Below are 16,317 nucleotides of genomic sequence, written 5' to 3' on the forward strand. Positions count from 1 at the left end.
CCGCGACTTGGCAACCCGCCTGCCCGGCCCCGACGACCACTACCGACTCGCCACGCATGTCAGTAGTTGCCCAGCCCGCCGCAGACGTTGAGCGCCTGCGCGGTGATCGAGGACGCGGTGTCCGTGGTCAGGTAAGTCACGAGACCGGCGACCTCTTCCGGCGTGCTGTACCGACCCAGCGGGATCTTGGCGTTGAACTTCTCGAGGACCTCTTCCTCGGTGACACCCCAGTGGTTCGCGTAACCCTGGCGGACGCGGCCGGCCATGGGGGTCTCGACGTAGCCGGGGCACACCGCGTTGACGGTGATGCCGGACTTCGCGAGCTCGATGCCGACGGCCTTGGTGAAGCCGACGACGCCGTGCTTGGACGCCGAGTAGGGCGCGGCGAACACGACGCCCTGCTTGCCACCGGTGGAGGCGATGTTGATGATCCGGCCCCAGGTCTGCTCGACCATCTTGCCGGTGCTCAGAACCTCTTTGGTGAAGCGGAAAACACCGTTGAGGTTGGTGTCGATGACGTCCAGCCAGAGGTTCTCGTCCAGCTCGGCGGTGATGCCGCCGCCACCACGTCCGGCGTTGTTCACGAGGATCTCGATCGGGCCGAAGACGTCGACGGCCTTCTGGACCGCGTTGCGGATGTCCTCAGTGGACGTGACGTCGGTGGCCGCGCCGTCGGCCTCGATGCCTTCTTCCTTGAGCTGCTTCACCGTGGTCTGGACGTTCTCGGCGTTGCGGGCCACGACGAAGACCGCGTGGCCCTCCCGCCCGAGGCTGCGCGCGACCTCGAGTCCGATTCCGCTGGTGGCGCCCGTGACCAGGGCGACCCGTCGCTTGCTCATGCGTCTTCTCCCTCAGAGTTGCTTCTCGGGCATGTGCACGACGAGACCGTCCTGCTCCTCGGTCACGGGCAGCTGGCAGCTCAGCCGGCTGTTCTCCTTGCGCTCGCAGGCCGTGAAGTACAGCAGCTCGTCCTCGACCTGGTGCATCTGCGACAACGGCTTGGTGTTCTCCGGGTCGACGTACACGTGGCACGTGCCGCAGGACGCCCCGCCACCGCACTGCGCGACGATTCCCTTGATGCCGTTGAGAACCGCGCCGCGCATCACGGTGTCGTCCTGGGCAACGTCGACGACGGTCTCGATGCCGTCGTGCGTTACGTAAGTGATCTTTGGCATGGCAGTTCTCCCACGGATCTGCGGCTCGCCGGACGTGGTTCACCTTGCCCAGCAGCGCTTTGCGTGTGGTGGAGACCACCTTGAGCGCTGGGCCACGGCACGGTTCCGGTGGCATTCGAGGGGGTCTTGGGACATTTCAGTGTCGGCGCACATCCACACGCGGAGGTTCCACCGTGCCCCTCAAGGAGTTCTACGACCAGCAGGTGAACTGGTCACCGCCGTTCGAGGACGGCCTTGAACGCGCGACGGTCGTCGTGCCACGCGACTATTCCAACCCGGACGGTCCGAAGCTCACGATCGCGCTGGCCCGCCTGAAGGCCACCGATCCGGCGAAACGCCGCGGTGTGCTGCTGGCCGTCAACGGCGGTCCCGGTGGCGACGGTGGCGACGGTCTCGCGTTGATCAAGCACCTCGGCGCACGCGTCAGGACCGCCTACGACCTCATCGGGTTCGACCCGCGCGGGTTCGGCGAGTCGACCAAGCTGTACAGCGAGGTGACGATTCCCAAGGCGCCGTTCGACTCCCGGCCGCCCGACTCGTTGTTCGAGCAGCTGGCCGAGGACATGCGGGTGCGCGAGCTCGCGTGCGAGAAGGCCGGCGGCGAACTGCGGCCGCACATCACGACCCGCAACACCGCGCGGGACATGGACCTGATCCGGGTCGTGCTGGGCGAGGAGAAGATCTCGTTCGTCGGGTACGCCTACGGGACGTACGTCGGCGCGGTCTACGGCACGATGTTCCCCGAGCACCTCGACCGCACGGTGCTCGACTCGTGCATCAATCCACAGTGGACTTGGCGTGAGCAGTTCGTCACGCAGGCGGAAGCCGTCTACCGCAACGTCATGCACTGGGCCAACTGGACCGCGGACCGTGACGGGCACTTCCACCTCGGCCGTGACGCCCAGCAGGTCATCGCCGAGATCGAGAAGGTCGTCGCACAGCTCGAAGCGGCGGACCAGATCCACCTCAGGACGCTCCTCGACGGAGCGGTGGGAACACGGGCCACCGACCGGGCGCAGTGGGACTCGCTGGGCTACCTCATCGGCGACCTCAGGACCGCCCTGCAGGACGGCAACATCGACAAGGCCCGCACGCTGATCGTCGGCCAGGGCACGTGGCGGCCGCACGACCAGGAGGGCGACCTGCGGGTCGGTGTCCTGGAGGCCATCACGCTGGAGACGTACTGGCCGCAGGACCTGGAGGTCTACTACAACGACGTGCGCAAGCACCGCGCGGAACACCCGTACGGTTATGGCGTTCTCCGGGCCCAGCCGTGGGTCGGCGCGTTCCGCACGTTCGAAAGCCTTGAGCCGCCGACGAAACTCGCGCAGCCCGGTTACCCCAAGGGGCTCGTGGTGCAGGCGGACGGCGACCCGATGGACCGCTACGAGGGCGGCGTGGTGCTGGCCGAGCTGCTGGACCACCCGTTGGTCGTCATCGAGGACTCCGGCGACCACGAGGTGTACGCCTTGGCGGGCAACGAGGTTCTCGACGCCCTCGTCGACGACTACCTGGTCGACGGCACGCTGCCGGCCGAAGCCCGGGTCACGATCCCCGGCCACGTGAAGCGGCCCGACATCCCTCAGGACTGACGACGTTTGCAAGTACCACCAACTCGGAGTTGGTGGTACTTGCAAGCGCCAAAGGGCCCCGCTCGCGAGCGGGGCCCTTTCTCGTTGGGATCACATGTCCCAGGTGACCGGCAGCTCCCAGAGGCCGTAGATCACGGCACCCTCCTTGCGCGGGATCTCCAGGAACGGCTTGGCCAGCCGCAGCGACGGGATGCGCTGGAACAGCCGCGTCCACACCAGCTGCATCTCCAGGCGAGCGAGGTCGGCGCCGATGCAGTGGTGCAGGCCGTGCCCGAACCCGAGGTGCTTGCGGGTACCGCGCTCCAGGATCACCTTCTCCGGCTCGGGGAAGATCTCCGGGTCGTAGTTGCCGTTCAGAGCCAGGCACAGGATGCCGTCGCCGGCCTTGATGGTCTTGCCGGCGATCTCGATGTCCTCCAGCGCCACGCGCGGGATGGCGGTGTCACCGATGGCGGCGATCCGGACGAGCTCCTCGACGGCGGGCTCGATCATGCCCTCCGGGTCGTCGAGCAGGAGCTTGAGCTGGTCCGGGTTCTCCAGCAGGCAGGCCGTGCCCAGCGACAGCATCGAGGCCGTGGTCTCGTGGCCGCCGTTCATCAGCAGGCGGATCATGTTGAACAGGTCGCGGCGCGTGTACTCCTCGCCGGACGCGGCGTACTCGGCCATGGCGCGGCTGAGCAGGTCCTCGCCGGGTTCCTTCTCCTTCAACGTGATCAGGTCGTCGAGGTAGGCGTTCACCTCGACGATGGCCGCCTGGCGCTGCTCGGTCGTCGAGTGGCCGCCGAGCAGGCACGTGCCGTGGTGGATGAAGAAGTCGTGCTCGTCCTGCGGGATGCCGAGCAGCTCGCAGATCACCGTCATCGGGACCGCCAGCGAGAACTCGCGGTGGAAGTCGATGGGCGGCGTCATCGTGAGGATCTTGTCGATGTACTCGTCGACGATCTCCTCGATGCGCGGGCGGAGCCGCTTCACCTGGCGGTTGGTGAACGTGACAGCCGCCTTGCGCCGGGTCTGGGTGTGCTCCGGGTTGTCGTAGCCGATGAACGACGTCTCGGTGCGGTACTCCGGCGGCGCGATGAAGTAGAACGGGAAGTTGGCGTGCTTGCGCGACGCGCTGATCCGCGGGTCCGTCAGGATCTTCTTGATCGTGTGGTAGCCGCTGATCGTCCAGATCCGCAGCCCGGAACCGGTCAGCGTGACCTCGACGACGTCCTCCTCGCGCATGGCCTCGTACTGCGCCGGCGGGGTGAACGGGCACTGACGCTTGTACGGGAACGTGTCCACACCGGGCTCGGTGGCGCTGCTGGTCATCTGTGCATTCCTCCTGGTTCGGATTGGCTCACGCCAGGTCAGCGCCGCCATCGAGCGTGATGATCTGACCGGTCACCCACGAGCTCGCGGGCTCGGCGAAACGGGTGATCCACGGAACGACGTCGTCGACCTCGCCGGTACGCCCCAGCGGCGTCTGCGAGGCCTGGAACCCGAAGTAGCCCTCGATCTCCTCGGGGCTCAACCCGTTGGCCGCGTAGACCTCCGTGCGCACCGCGGCGGGCGCGACGGCGTTGACGCGGATGCCCTGCGGGGCCAGTTCGAGGGCCCAGCTGCGGACCAGCGAGTCGACGGCGGCCTTGCTGGCGCCGTACACGCCACCACCGGGCACCGCGATGTGGCCCGCGTTGCTGGAGACGAACACGATGCTGGCGCCGGGCGAGGTCAGCAACGGCAGCAACGCGGCGGTCAGCACCAGCGGGCCGACCAGGTTGGTCTCCAGCACGTCGCGGGCGGTGCCGAGGTCGAAACCGGCCACCGGGGTGAAGCGGAAGATCCCGGCGTTGTGCACGAGCACGTCGACCCGGCCTGTGCCTTCCTTCACCGCTGCGGCAACCTTTGCTGTGCCTTCGGCCGTCGTCACGTCCGCGACGACCGCGCTGATCGCGGGGTGCAGGGCGACGACCTCGGCGAGCCGGTTCTCACGACGGCCGGTGATGATCACGTTCGCGGCGCCGAGGTCGGCGAACGCCAGCGCCGCCGCGCGGCCGATGCCGGTTCCCCCACCCGTCACGACGACCTGCTGTCCGGCAAATGGTGCGTCCGACATGACGCCTCCAGCTTCTTTCCACTCGGTAGGGCAGTCACCGCCAACCCTGCTCGGTGGTCCTTGAGTCCAGGTCTAGCTGGGACGGAAACCATGGGGGACATGGGAATCGCGGGGAACTGGCGAGCGCGGGTCGGACGGCCGGGTGGCGAGACCGTCAGCGAGTTCGAGTTCGCGGAGGACGGCACCGCGACGCTCGTGGTGGGCGGCAAGGGATCCGGCACCTGGACGGCGACCGGCCCCGACACGTTCTCCTACCGGATCCTCGAAGAGGCCGACGCTCAAGGCACCATCGAGATCGCGCAGGACGCCGTGCTGCGCGGCGACGGGTTCATCAGCAGCGGTACGACGACAGTGCGCCTCGCGGACGGCAGCACCGTCCGCGAGGCGCACATCAGGATCACCGCGGTCAGGAGAACTTGACCGTCACGTTGCCGGTGTACTCGCCGGCCAGCAGCGACAGCAACGCCTGCGGCGCGGCCTTGACCCCGCCCTCGACGATGGTGTGCGGGAAGACGAACTTCCCCTCCATCAGCCACTGTCCGAAGTGGACGACCCAGTCCTGGATCTGCTCCGGCGTGTGGTAGCAGGCGAACGGCCGGATCTCCAGGTGCTTGGTGATGGCCGTCATCAGGTCGATCCGCGGGTGTTCCGCCTTGCCGTCGACCTGGTTGGCCAGCGCGCCGCACAACGCGAACCGCGCGTGCGGGCGGGCCGCTTGGAGCGCGGCCTCGAACTGCTCGCCACCCACGTTGTCGAAGAACACCGTGATGCCGTCCGGCGCCAGCTCGCGCAGCCGGTCGATCACCGGGCCGTCCTTGTAGTTGAACGCGGCGTCGAACCCGAGCTCGTTCACCAGCCAGTCGACCTTCTCCTGGCTGCCGGCCGACCCGATCACCTCGGCGCCACGGGCTTTCGCGATCTGCCCCGCGAGCGATCCGACACCGCCGGCGGCACCGGTGACGAACACGACGTCGCCCTCACCGGCCTGCGCGATCGTCGCCATGCCGTAGTACGCCGTCGGCCCCTGCGACAGGAAGTAGACCGGCGAAGGCACGTACTGCGGGTTCTGCTTGATGAACTGCTGCGCCGGGCCGACCCAGTACTCCTGCCAGCCGCCGAACCACTGCACGAGGTCGCCGACCTCCAGGTCCGGGCTGTTCGACTTCACGACGGTGCCGACACCGCCGCCACCCGCCGGGTCGCCGACCTTCCACGGCGGCACACCGGGGATCTGGCAGTCGGACCGCATGAACTCCTTGAAGGCGGCCGCCACCGACACGTAGTCGACGCGCACCAGCACCTCACCGTCACCGGGTTCGGGGACGGCCACCTCGACGACGTCGAAGTGGTCGAGGGTCAGGTCGTCCTCCACGTGCTTGGCGAGCCTGACCTCCCACTGCTTCTCGGGGATGCTCATGGCTCTCCTTCTATCTCTAGCCCCAGGTGACGGGGAAGGTGACGAGTGAGTGGTTGATCTCGCCCTGGTGCCACTTCAGGTCCTCGTACGGCACCGCGAGCCGCAGGTCGGGGAACCTGCGGGTCAGGCCTTCGATGGCGATCGCCATCTCCATGCGCCCCAGCTGCTTGCCGAGGCAGTAGTGCACGCCGTGCCCGAACGCGATGTGCGGGTTCGAAGCGCGGTCTATGTCGAGCACGTCCGGGTTCTCGAACACCTCGGCGTCCCGGTTCGCCGACGACAGCACGAAGAACACCGCGTCGCCCTTCGCGATCTTCTGCCCGCCGAGCTCCAGGTCCTCCGCCGCGATCCGGTGGAAACCCGTGGTGTCGGTGGCGAAGAGGTTGACGTGCCGCAGGAGTTCCTCGACGGCCGTGGGAATCAGCGACGGGTCGGCGACCAGCCGCTTCCACGTGTCCGGGTGGTCGGCGAGCAACGCCAGCACCGAGTTGGAGATCTGGTTCGCGGCGGTGTCGAAGCCGGCGCCGATGAGCGTGAACGCGAACGTCACCAGCTCCTGCTCGCTGAGCTTGTCGTCGTTGTCCCGCGCGGAGATCAGGTCGGACAGCATGTCCTGGCCGGGGTTCTCCCGCTTCTGCGCGATGAGCCTCATGACGTAGCCGGCGAGCCGCCCGAACGCCCGCATCGGCGCCTCGGGGTCGTTCTCGTCGAACGTGGCGAACGCCCGCGCGTCCGTCTCGAAGATCTTCAGGTCGTCGGTCGGCACGCCCAGCAGGTCGCCGATGATCGTCAGCGGCAGCGGAACACAAAGCGCCTCAACGAGGTTGACCGGCCCGCCCTTGGCCTCGATGGCGTCGAGCAGCTCGTCGCACACCTTCTGCACGCCCGCGCGCATCGCCTCGACCTTGCGGACGGTGAACGCGCCCATCACGAGTTTGCGCAGCCGGGAGTGCTCGGAGCCGTCCAGCGAGATGATCATCTCCGGCGTGGTGGCCATGGCGCCGCCGACCTGGGGAGCACCCTCGACGCACGTCAACGCGCGGCTCAGCCTCGGATCGGCGAGCCCGTCACGGACGTCGGCGTACTTGGTGATCACCCAGGTCGGCGTGCCGGAGTTCGTCGGCACCTTGGCCACCGGGCACTCGGCGCGCAGCGTGGCGTACTTGGGGTCCGGGCCGCGATAGGAGGAGCCGGTGAACGGGAACTCCTCGTCCAGTTCAAGGGGCAGCACGGGACACCTCCGTAAGGGGATCGGCTCTGGCCCGAACACTGCACGGCGTTCCTCGAAGGCGGCTCAAGCTGCTCTACCTAGCTTTTCGGCCATGGACACTGCACTCGTGCCGTTCCGGGTCGATGTTCCCGACTCCGAACTGGCTGACCTCAAGCGGCGGCTGGCGGCCACCAGGTGGCCGGACGCGGAGACCGTCGACGACTGGTCCCAGGGCATGCCCCTGGCCTACGCGAAGGAACTGGCCGAGTACTGGGCGAACATCTACGACTGGCGCGCGACCGAAGCGCGCCTCAACGCCGTCCCGCAGTTCAAGACGTCCATCGACGACGTCGGAATCCACTTCCTGCACGCCCGTTCGCCGCACCCGCAAGCACGCCCGTTGCTGCTCACGCACGGCTGGCCGGGTTCGGTCGCGGAGTTCCTCGACATCATCGAGCCGCTGACGAACCCACCCGACCCGGCCGACGCGTTCCACGTCGTCGCGCCTTCGTTGCCCGGCTACGGGTTCAGCGACAAGCCCGGTGCGGGCTGGACGCTGGAACGGATCGCGGCGGCGTTCGTGACGCTGATGGACCGCCTCGGGTACGACCGCTTCCTGGCGCACGGCAACGACTGGGGCTCGTTCATCACCGGCATCCTCGGCCACATCGCGCCGGACCACGTCGAGGCGATCCACCTCGTCATGCCGTTCGCATCAGCTCCCGAGGGTGACGTTCAACTGTCCCAAGAGGACTATCGGGGTCTTGGCGCGCTGAAGGAGTTCGCTGCCAAGGAGTCCGCGTACGCGGCGGTTCAGTCGACCAAGCCGCAGTCGTTGGCGTACGGGCTCACCGACTCCCCCGTCGGCCAGCTGGGCTGGGCGGGCGAGAAGTACTGGTCGTGGAGCGACCACGACGGTGACGCGGAGAAGATCATCCCGCGCGACCGGATCCTGGACATGGTGTCCGTCTGCTGGTTCACCGCGACGGCCGCGTCGTCGGGCCGGTTGTACTGGGAGAGCTACAACAAGTCGCCGCTGACGCAGGTCGACGTGCCGACCGGGTTCTCGGTGTTCCCCGCCGACGCGCGGATGCCCAAGCCGTGGGCCGAGCACCGGTTCACCGATCTGCGCTACTGGAAGGAAATGCCGTCGGGCGGCCACTTCCCCGCGCTGGAGAACCCGGTCGTGCTGGTCGAGGAGCTGCGGACGTTCTTCCGCCTGGTGCGCTCATGACGGCCACCATCGGCAGGCCGGGTACCAAACTCGGCCTGGTGCTGGCCGTGTGCTGTTTGGCGCAGTTCATGAACGTGCTGGACGCGTCGGTCATGAACGTCGCCCTCCCCTCCATCTTCGACGAACTGAAGTTCGAGCGGCACGACCTGCAGTGGGTCAACAGCGCGTACACGATCGCGGTCTGCGGCTTCCTGCTGCTGGGCGGCCGGCTCGCCGATCTGTTCGGGCAGCGCCGGGTGTTCCTCTTCGGTGCCACCCTGTTCACGGTCGCGAGCGCGGTCGGTGGCATGGCGACCTCGCCCGGCACGTTGATCGCGGCCCGCGGGTTCCAGGGCCTGGGCGCCGCGGTGATGGCACCGGCGTCGCTGACGGTCCTCGGCACGACGTTCACCGATCCGACCGCCCGCGCCAAGGCGTTCGGCTGGTGGAGCGCGGTGTCCGGGTCGGCGGGCGCGGTCGGCGTGCTGCTCGGCGGTGTCGTCACCGAGTCGCTCGGCTGGCGCTGGGTGCTGCTGATCAACGTGCCGCTCGGCATCGCGCTGGTGGCCATGATCCGCGGCGCCGTGCCGGAGACCTCGCGCAACGGCGGCCGACTCGACATCCCTGGCGCGGTCACCGTGACGATCGGCCTGATGGCGCTGGTCTACGGCATCGCGCAGTCGCACGAGCTGGGCTGGGGTTCCTGGCAGGTCAGCGGTTCGCTGGCGCTCTCGTTGGTGCTGTTCGCGTTCTTCCTGCGGCAGCAGACGATCTCCGACCACCCGCTGATGCCGCTCGGCATCTTCCGCAACCGCTCGGTGACCGCCGCGAACATCGTGGCGTTCTTCGCGATCGCGGCCCTGTTCAGCACCTTCTACTTCATGACGTTGGTGCTGCAGCAGGTGATGGGCTTCAGCCCGCTCGCCACCGGTCTCAGCTACCTGCCGTTGTCGATCGGCATCGCATTGGGTGGCTACGGCGTGGCGCGGATCGTGCCGCGCGTCGGTCCACGGCCGGTGCTGCTCGGCGGCCTGCTCGCGGGGAGTGCCGGGTTGTTCTGGGTGTCCACAGCGGACGAGAACTCGACGTTCATGGGCTCGATCCTGGTCCCTGCCGCGTTGCTCGGTCTCGGCATGGGGGCCGTCCTCAACGCCACCACGAACGCCGCCACGGCCGGTGTTCCACGTGAGCAGGCAGGTCTCGCGTCCGGTCTGCTCAACACAATCCGCCAGATGGGCAGTGCGATCGGGCTCGTCGTGCTCGCCACGATGTCGTCGGCCCGCGCGGATTCCCTGCTGGCCGAGGGCGCGCCACTCCAGCACGCCCTCGGATCCGGTTACGGGCTCGCGTTGTTCGGCGCCGGCGTCTTCACCTTCTGCGGTGCACTGGCCGCGCTCGCCGTGCCGCGCAAGTCATGACCACTTGCCGTGCAGGTCGACCGGCAGCGCGACCAGCCGGTGGTTCATGTCGGCCTGCTGCCACTCCAGTGCTTCCTCGGCCACCGCGAGGCGGGCGGCCGGGAAGCGCCGGGTCAGCTCCTCGAACGCGGTGACCAGTTCGATGCGGGCGAGCGGCGCACCGAGACAGCGGTGAATCCCGTGCCCGAACGCGAGGTGTTCACCGACCCGTGCAAAGTCGAGCGTGTCCGGGTCGGCGAACACCGCTGAGTCGCGGTTCGCCGAGTTCGTCGACACGAACACCGCGTCCCCCTTGGGAACCGTGACCCCGAACAGCGTCACGTCCTCCAGCGCGATCCGCGGCAACCCGGTGGTGTCGTTGGTGGACAACGTGATCCAGCGCAGCAGTTCCTCCACGGCCGCGGGCACCTCTTCAGGGTGCTCGCCCAGCCGCACCCAGATGTCCTGGCCGAGCGTCGTCAGGATCGAGCTCGCGAGGTGGCACGCGGTGGAGTCGCCGCCGGCCCCGAGCAGCGTGTAGCCGAGGCCGATGAGCTCTCCGACCTCCAGCCTGTCGTCACCGATCCGCACCTGGGTCAGCGCGGACAGCACGTCGTCGCCGGGTGCGTTCATCTTGCCGAACACCAGCGCGGCCATGTACTCGCCGAGCTTCTCCCCCGCCGCGGCCGCGATCTCCGGCGCGTCCACCGCGGCGAACTCGCGGATCAGCCGTGCGAACGTGTCGCGTTCCTCAGCCGGAACACCCAGCAGGTCGCTGATCGCGATGATGGCCAACGGGAACGTGAACTTCCCGAGCAGATCCACCGGCCCCTCAAGGGCTTCCTCGGCCGCACGGTCCAGCAGCTCCCCCACGAGCTGCCGGATTCGCGGTCGCATGGCCTCGATCCGCTCGACCGAGAACGCTTGCGTGACGAGGTTCCGCAGCCGGGTGTGGTCAGGCGGGTCCAACGAGATGATCATCCCGGGTGGCGCCTGGAACAGTCCGGGGAACGTGGGCGCGGTCGGTTCATAAGACGCCGCACGGGAAAACCGCACGTCATCCAGTACGACTCGCACCGATTCGTGAGTCGTGGCAACCCAGCAGCGGCCACCGCCGGCCGCGGGCAGGCGCACAAGAGGTTGCGACGCGCGGAACCCGGCGTACTCCGGCGCCGGACCGCGGTAGCTGGATCCGGGAACAGGAAAGGAAGCCATGTTTCCGCACGTTAGGTGGCTTGACCTGAAGCCCGGTCTAGTGCCGTTCGAGTGACCGACGGGACGCTGAGCGTGATCAGCCATCCAGGCGAACACCCCACTTCGGGAGATCCACCATGACCATCCTCGTCACCGGAGCCCGCGGCAACGTCGGCCGCCGTGTGCTCCAGCGGCTCTACGCGGCGGGTCACAGCCTCCGCGCGTCCGGCCGCAACCCCGCGGAACTCGACGTCCCTGAGGGCGTGGAAACCGTCGCCCTGGACCTCAACGACCCGGAGACCTTCGTCGCGGCCCTCGCCGGCGTCTCCAAGGTGCTGCTGTACGCCGAGCCCGACGGCATCGTGAAGTTCCTCGACGAGGCCGAGACGGCGGGCGTCGAGAAGATCGTCCTGCTGTCGTCCAACACGGTCGAGGGCCCCGGCTCCGAGAACGACCCGCTGGCGCACCACCACAAGATCGTCGAGGACGCGGTCGCCGCGTCCGGTCTCACCTACACGATCCTGCGCCCCGGCGCTTTCATGAGCAACGCGTTCGGCTGGAGCTACTCGCTGCAGGCCGGCGACACCATCGACCAGGTCTTCCCCGAGGCGCAGGTGGCCCCGGTGCACGAAGATGACATCGCTGACGTAGCCGTGGTCGCGTTGACCGAGAAGAAGCTCGAAGACCAGACCGTGCTGCTCACGGGCCCGGAGTCGCTGACGTTCCGGCAGGAACTGGAGATCATCGGCGAGGTGCTCGGCCGCAAGCTCGTCATCAACGAGCTGACGCGCGAACAGGGCGAGGCGCAGATGTCCAACTTCGTGCCGCCGCCCATCCTGGCCTCGCTGCTCGCGCAGTGGGAAGCCGCGGTCGGTGTCGTCGCGGACACCAGCGCCACCGCCGAGCGCATCACCGGCAAGCCCGGCCGCACGTTCCGCCAGTGGGTCGAGGAGCACGGCTCCTACCTGGCCTGAACCGCTTTCGGGGGACGAGCGCGGCGGGCTCGTCCCCCGAAGCAGGTCATCGGGTCATCGTGAAGGTGATCGTCGAGGTGCCCAGGTTCGTGCCGTCCGCCAGGAAGAACGTGGACGGGCCGGAGCTGGTGAAGCTGTTCTGTCCACTTTGGACCGCGTCCTGGTCGAAGTCGACGTAGGCGAAGTAGGCACCGTTCTCGTCGTAGACCTTCTCGCCGCGGAACTTGTAGTGGAACTTGTTCGTGCCGGTCGACCACCACTTGCCCTTCGTGGTGGTGTTCTGCTCGTTGGTGACGAAGGCGTCGCCGTTGGCCTTGAACTGCAGCTTGGTCGGGTGGTCGCCGTCCGTGCGGGTCACGTAGCCCGTCCACGTGCCGACCGGCGTGCAGCTCGTCGCGTTGGCTGTTGCGGTGAGGCCCGACAAAGCAAGCAGGACCACGGCTGTGATGACTCCTGTGCGCATGCGTGTGGCTCCAGTTCCCGGTTTTCGTGCGACGGACGCGGGAACCGTGGACCACGGTCCTCAGGATTGACTGCAGAACAGCTCAAGCGCGCGACTTTCCGTTGCGGCACAAGCCCTCTTCGACCCGGCTGCAGCAGAGTTGCAGCTATGAGCGAACGCGAGACCGAACTCTGCGAGCTGTTCGGGGAGGTGCTCGGCGTGCCGGGGATCGAGCCGGACGACCACTTCTTCGACCTGGGCGGCCACTCGCTGCTGGCTTCCAAACTGGTCAAGCAGGTCCACGAGCGGTACGGCGTCCGCGTCACGTTGCGCAGCTTCTACGAGGACCCGACGGCACGCGCCGTCGCCAAGCAGCTGGACCAGGCAGCCTAGGAGTACTGACATGCGGTGGAATGACCTGTACATCGCCGGTGTGGGCACGTATCTGCCCGAGCAGGTCGAGACGGTGGACGAGGCCATCGCGGCCGGCCGGTACACCGAGGAGAAGAAGGCCATGAACGGCTACCGGGAGCTGCGGATCGCCGCGCCCGGTGAGACCGGCCCGGTGATGGCGGCGAACGCGGGCCGTCAGGCGGTGGAGCGCTCCGGGCTGAGCCACGACGAGTTCGGCCTGACCGTGCACGCTTCCCTGTCGCACCAGGGACTCGACCTGTGGACCCCGGCGAGCTACGTGCAGGCCAACACCGTCGGCGGTACCGGACCCGCGTTCGAGGTGCGGCAGGGCTGCAACGGTTTCCTGGCCGGTGTCGACCTCGCCGCGTCGTACGTCGGCTCGCACAAGGACTTCTCGGCGGCTCTCGTCACGGCCGGCGACGCGTTCCACCTGCCGTACATCGACCGGTGGAGCTCCGAGGACCAGAACGTCAACGGCGACGGCGCGGGCGCGTTGGTGCTGTCGAACAAGTCCGGCTTCGCTCGCGTGCGGGCGATCTACTCCTACGCCGACTCGTCGCTGGAGCAGATGTCGCGCGGCTACCAGGAGTGGACCGTGTCGCCGTTCGAGGGCGGAGAGACGCTGCAGCTCAACCGCAGCATGGAGGACTACCTGCAGAACTCCGACGTCGACCTCGACGAGATGGTCGGCAAGATCGCGGGCGGTGTGCAGCACTCGCTCAAGCAGGTCCTGCACGAGGCCGAGATCGAACTGTCGGACGCGCGGTTCTTCCTGCACCAGCAGCTCGCGGAAACCATCGTCACGCACGGCATCTGCGGTCTGCTCGGGGTGAAGCGCGAGTCGACGACGTACGACTGGGCCAAGCAGTTCAGCATGGTCGGCACCGCGGACCTCGCGCTGGGCCTGGACCACGTGCTGGCCGAGCGCGACCCGCAGCCCGGCGACTTCGTCGTGATGCAGTCCTCCGGCGCCGGTTACGTGTGGACCGCCGCCGTGGTCGAGATCCTCGAACGTCCTTCCTGGGTCTGACACACGAAAGGGGGCTTCCCGGTCGGGAAGCCCCCTTCTCCATGTCTAGATGTAGAGCGACTTCGAAGCCCAGTCCGGTTCCGGCAACGCTTTGCGGTCTGTCTTGCCGTTGCTGGTGATCGGCAGCTCGTCCACGACGACGAACCCTGCCGGCACCATGTGTTCGGGCGTGGTCGACCGCATGTGGGTTCGCAGTGCTCGCTTGTCCAGCTCCTCACCGGACTTCACGATCCACGCGACCAGCCGGCGGTCACCACTGGGATGCGTGCGGACGCCGACGGCCGCGTTGCGCACCTGCGGGTGCTCGGTCAGCGCGTTCTCGACCTCGCCCGGCTCGATCCGGAACCCGCGCAGCTTGAACTGGTCGTCGATCCGGCCGAGGAACTCGACCACGCCGTCCGGGCGTTTCCGCGCCTGGTCGCCGGTGCGGTAGTAGCGCTCGCCGTTCCAGCTGCCGCGGACGAACTTCTCGTCGGTGAGGTCCGGGCGCTTCCAGTAGCCGCGCGACACCTGGGCGCCACCGACCCACAGCTCCCCCGGTGTGTCCTCCACCGGTTCGCCGTCGGAAACCACGACGACCTCGACGTTCTGCAGCTGCACGCCGATCGGCACCGAGCCACCCAGGTCCTCGTCCGCGCCGATGCGGTGGCAGGTGGCGAACGTGGTGGTCTCGGTCGGCCCGTAGCAGTTGATGATCTGCAGCTCCGGCACGGCTTCGCGCAACGCCCGCACGTGCGGCACTGAGAGCACGTCCCCACCGGAGAGCACGCTGTGCAGGCCCTTGAACGCGTCGACGTCGACGTCGATCTGCCGGTGGAACAACGCCGCGGTCAGCCACAGGATGCTGATCTCGTTGGTGCGCAACAGGTCGCCGAGCTCCTCGGCCTGCACCACACCGGGCGGGGCGAGCACCACCCGTGCGCCGTTGAGCAGCGCACCCCAGATCTCGAACGTGGCCGCGTCGAACGCCACCGGCGCGAGCTGCAGGAGCCGGTCGTTCGCAGTGATCTCCACGTAGTTCGGCGCGGTGACCAGGTTCGTGATGTTGCGGTGCTCGACCATCACCGACTTCGGCTTGCCCGTCGAGCCCGACGTGTACATCAGATAGGCGAGATCCTCGGGAGCAACCTCAGGAAGGTCCACTGTGGACCGCCCGGACGGAGGCGACACCTTCAAGGTCGTGAAGCCGGCGAAGAACTGCCCGATCACCAGCGACACGTCGGCGTCCGCCAGCATCATCGACACCCGCGACTCGGGGTCCTCCGGGTCGATCGGCACGTACGCCGCCCCGGCCTTGAGCACGCCCAGCAACGCCACCACGAGCTGCACAGACCGTTCCAGGCACACCGCCACCCGGTCGCCCGGCAGCACACCGGCCTCGACGAGCTCGCCGGCCAGCGCGTCGGACCAGGAGTCCAGCTCGGCGTACGTCAACGAGCCCTGCTCCGCCGACAGCGCAACGGCTTCAGGGGTTCTGGCCGCCCGACAGCGAAACGCATCGGTCACCGATGTGGACATGCCCCAGCTCCTCTCGCTTTCTCCCCATCCTGGGCAACCCGGCTCAAGGGCTCCTCGGGTCACAACTGGCGCTACAGGGGTGTTTGAGCTGCCCGAACAACACTCAGCGCGTCCGCTGCCCCACCTCGACCGGAGGCGCATCCCCCATGAACGTCCGCAAGAAGGCACTGGCCGCCGTGGCCGCCTGTGCGCTGGCAGTCCCCGTCGTCGCCGCCGCTGGTGCCACCGCCAAACCCAACTACGAGAACGCGCTCGTCGGCCGCTGGGACCTCACGGTGACCATCCACATCGAGGAGCCGCCGCTCCTCACACCCCTGTTCTGCGACTTCACCGCCGACTACCAGCTGCACTGCAAGACCAAGCCCGACTACCCCGACCAGCTGGAGGGCAGGGGGATCTGGACGATGGCCAAGGACGGCCAGTTCAGCTTCTGGATCACCCACCACGCCCACCGCGACCCGAACGGCAACCCCGTCGGCTCGATCAACGCCAGCCACCTCGGCAAGATCAGCGCGAACAAGAAGAAGTTCACCACCAAGGCGCACACCTACATCGACATGAACGACGGCAGCCCGTGGCAGGGTCCCGTCGACATCGACGGCGCCGCTTTCCGCATCTGAAAGCCCTCAAACAGCCAGAGGCC

At 67.8% G+C, this 16,317-nt stretch carries 17 protein-coding genes; 8 read left to right on the plus strand and 9 right to left on the minus strand.

Annotated features, from left to right (window positions below):
* Positions 1 to 59 precede the first annotated feature (59 nt).
* Complete coding sequence (locus LFM09_RS23810; protein ID WP_414098741.1) at positions 60 to 839, minus strand: SDR family NAD(P)-dependent oxidoreductase; 780 nt, start codon at positions 837 to 839, stop codon at positions 60 to 62.
* Positions 840 to 851: 12 nt separating this feature from the next.
* A complete protein-coding gene (locus tag LFM09_RS23815; RefSeq protein ID WP_414098742.1) occupies positions 852 to 1,175 on the minus strand; it encodes a 2Fe-2S iron-sulfur cluster-binding protein in 324 nt (107 codons plus the stop codon).
* 173 nt (positions 1,176 to 1,348) lie between these two features.
* On the opposite strand from LFM09_RS23815, the gene LFM09_RS23820 reads away from it, so the two are divergent.
* Positions 1,349 to 2,767, plus strand: a complete 1,419-nt coding sequence (locus LFM09_RS23820; RefSeq protein ID WP_414098743.1) for an alpha/beta fold hydrolase — start codon at positions 1,349 to 1,351, stop codon at positions 2,765 to 2,767.
* Positions 2,768 to 2,857: 90 nt separating this feature from the next.
* On the opposite strand, the gene LFM09_RS23825 is transcribed toward LFM09_RS23820, so the two are convergent.
* Entirely contained in the window at positions 2,858 to 4,078 is a 1,221-nt protein-coding gene (locus tag LFM09_RS23825; RefSeq protein WP_414098744.1) for a cytochrome P450, read from the minus strand.
* 28 nt (positions 4,079 to 4,106) lie between these two features.
* On the minus strand, positions 4,107 to 4,865 hold the full coding sequence (locus LFM09_RS23830) for an SDR family NAD(P)-dependent oxidoreductase (RefSeq protein WP_414098745.1): 759 nt from the start codon (positions 4,863 to 4,865) through the stop codon (positions 4,107 to 4,109).
* A 99-nt stretch (positions 4,866 to 4,964) separates the two neighbouring features.
* Here LFM09_RS23830 and LFM09_RS23835 point away from each other — a divergent pair, with 99 nt between their 5' ends.
* The gene (locus LFM09_RS23835) at positions 4,965 to 5,285 is read left to right on the plus strand and encodes a hypothetical protein (RefSeq protein WP_414098746.1); all 321 of its coding nucleotides are present in this window, start codon (positions 4,965 to 4,967) and stop codon (positions 5,283 to 5,285) included.
* Here the strand turns inward: LFM09_RS23835 and LFM09_RS23840 are convergent.
* Both LFM09_RS23840 and LFM09_RS23845 read right to left on the minus strand, forming a co-directional pair.
* Entirely contained in the window at positions 5,272 to 6,282 is a 1,011-nt protein-coding gene (locus tag LFM09_RS23840; RefSeq protein ID WP_414098747.1) for a zinc-binding dehydrogenase, read from the minus strand. The two genes, LFM09_RS23835 and LFM09_RS23840, sit on opposite strands and share 14 nt — an antisense overlap.
* Before the next feature lie 16 nt (positions 6,283 to 6,298).
* Complete coding sequence (locus LFM09_RS23845) at positions 6,299 to 7,513, minus strand: cytochrome P450 (protein ID WP_414098748.1); 1,215 nt, start codon at positions 7,511 to 7,513, stop codon at positions 6,299 to 6,301.
* A gap of 91 nt (positions 7,514 to 7,604) precedes the next feature.
* On the opposite strand from LFM09_RS23845, the gene LFM09_RS23850 reads away from it, so the two are divergent.
* The gene (locus LFM09_RS23850) at positions 7,605 to 8,726 is read left to right on the plus strand and encodes an epoxide hydrolase family protein (protein WP_414098749.1); all 1,122 of its coding nucleotides are present in this window, start codon (positions 7,605 to 7,607) and stop codon (positions 8,724 to 8,726) included.
* On the plus strand, positions 8,723 to 10,123 hold the full coding sequence (locus LFM09_RS23855; RefSeq protein WP_414098750.1) for an MFS transporter: 1,401 nt from the start codon (positions 8,723 to 8,725) through the stop codon (positions 10,121 to 10,123). The genes LFM09_RS23850 and LFM09_RS23855 overlap by 4 nt, the downstream gene beginning before the upstream one ends.
* Here LFM09_RS23855 and LFM09_RS23860 read toward each other — a convergent pair.
* Positions 10,118 to 11,317, minus strand: a complete 1,200-nt coding sequence (locus LFM09_RS23860; RefSeq protein WP_414098751.1) for a cytochrome P450 — start codon at positions 11,315 to 11,317, stop codon at positions 10,118 to 10,120. The genes LFM09_RS23855 and LFM09_RS23860 overlap by 6 nt on opposite strands.
* A gap of 116 nt (positions 11,318 to 11,433) precedes the next feature.
* Between LFM09_RS23860 and LFM09_RS23865 the strand changes: the two genes are divergently transcribed.
* Positions 11,434 to 12,270, plus strand: coding sequence for an NAD(P)H-binding protein (locus LFM09_RS23865; RefSeq protein WP_414098752.1), 837 nt, complete (start codon positions 11,434 to 11,436; stop codon positions 12,268 to 12,270).
* Between the two features lie 46 nt (positions 12,271 to 12,316).
* Here the strand turns inward: LFM09_RS23865 and LFM09_RS23870 are convergent, their stop codons facing one another.
* Positions 12,317 to 12,733, minus strand: coding sequence for a hypothetical protein (locus LFM09_RS23870; RefSeq protein WP_414098753.1), 417 nt, complete (start codon positions 12,731 to 12,733; stop codon positions 12,317 to 12,319).
* 147 nt (positions 12,734 to 12,880) lie between these two features.
* On the opposite strand from LFM09_RS23870, the gene LFM09_RS23875 reads away from it, so the two are divergent.
* Both LFM09_RS23875 and LFM09_RS23880 read left to right on the plus strand, forming a co-directional pair.
* Positions 12,881 to 13,105 (plus strand): acyl carrier protein, encoded by a 225-nt coding sequence (locus LFM09_RS23875; RefSeq protein ID WP_414098754.1) that lies wholly within the window; start codon positions 12,881 to 12,883, stop codon positions 13,103 to 13,105.
* Between the two features lie 10 nt (positions 13,106 to 13,115).
* The gene (locus tag LFM09_RS23880) at positions 13,116 to 14,156 is read left to right on the plus strand and encodes a ketoacyl-ACP synthase III family protein (RefSeq protein ID WP_414098755.1); all 1,041 of its coding nucleotides are present in this window, start codon (positions 13,116 to 13,118) and stop codon (positions 14,154 to 14,156) included.
* A gap of 45 nt (positions 14,157 to 14,201) precedes the next feature.
* Here LFM09_RS23880 and LFM09_RS23885 read toward each other — a convergent pair whose 3' ends face one another.
* Entirely contained in the window at positions 14,202 to 15,674 is a 1,473-nt protein-coding gene (locus LFM09_RS23885; RefSeq protein WP_414098756.1) for an amino acid adenylation domain-containing protein, read from the minus strand.
* A 146-nt stretch (positions 15,675 to 15,820) separates the two neighbouring features.
* Between LFM09_RS23885 and LFM09_RS23890 the strand changes: the two genes are divergently transcribed.
* Positions 15,821 to 16,294, plus strand: a complete 474-nt coding sequence (locus LFM09_RS23890) for a hypothetical protein (protein ID WP_414098757.1) — start codon at positions 15,821 to 15,823, stop codon at positions 16,292 to 16,294.
* Positions 16,295 to 16,317: the final 23 nt, after the last annotated feature.

This window comes from Lentzea alba (assembly GCF_047445655.1).
Classification (GTDB): domain Bacteria; phylum Actinomycetota; class Actinomycetes; order Mycobacteriales; family Pseudonocardiaceae; genus Lentzea; species Lentzea alba_A.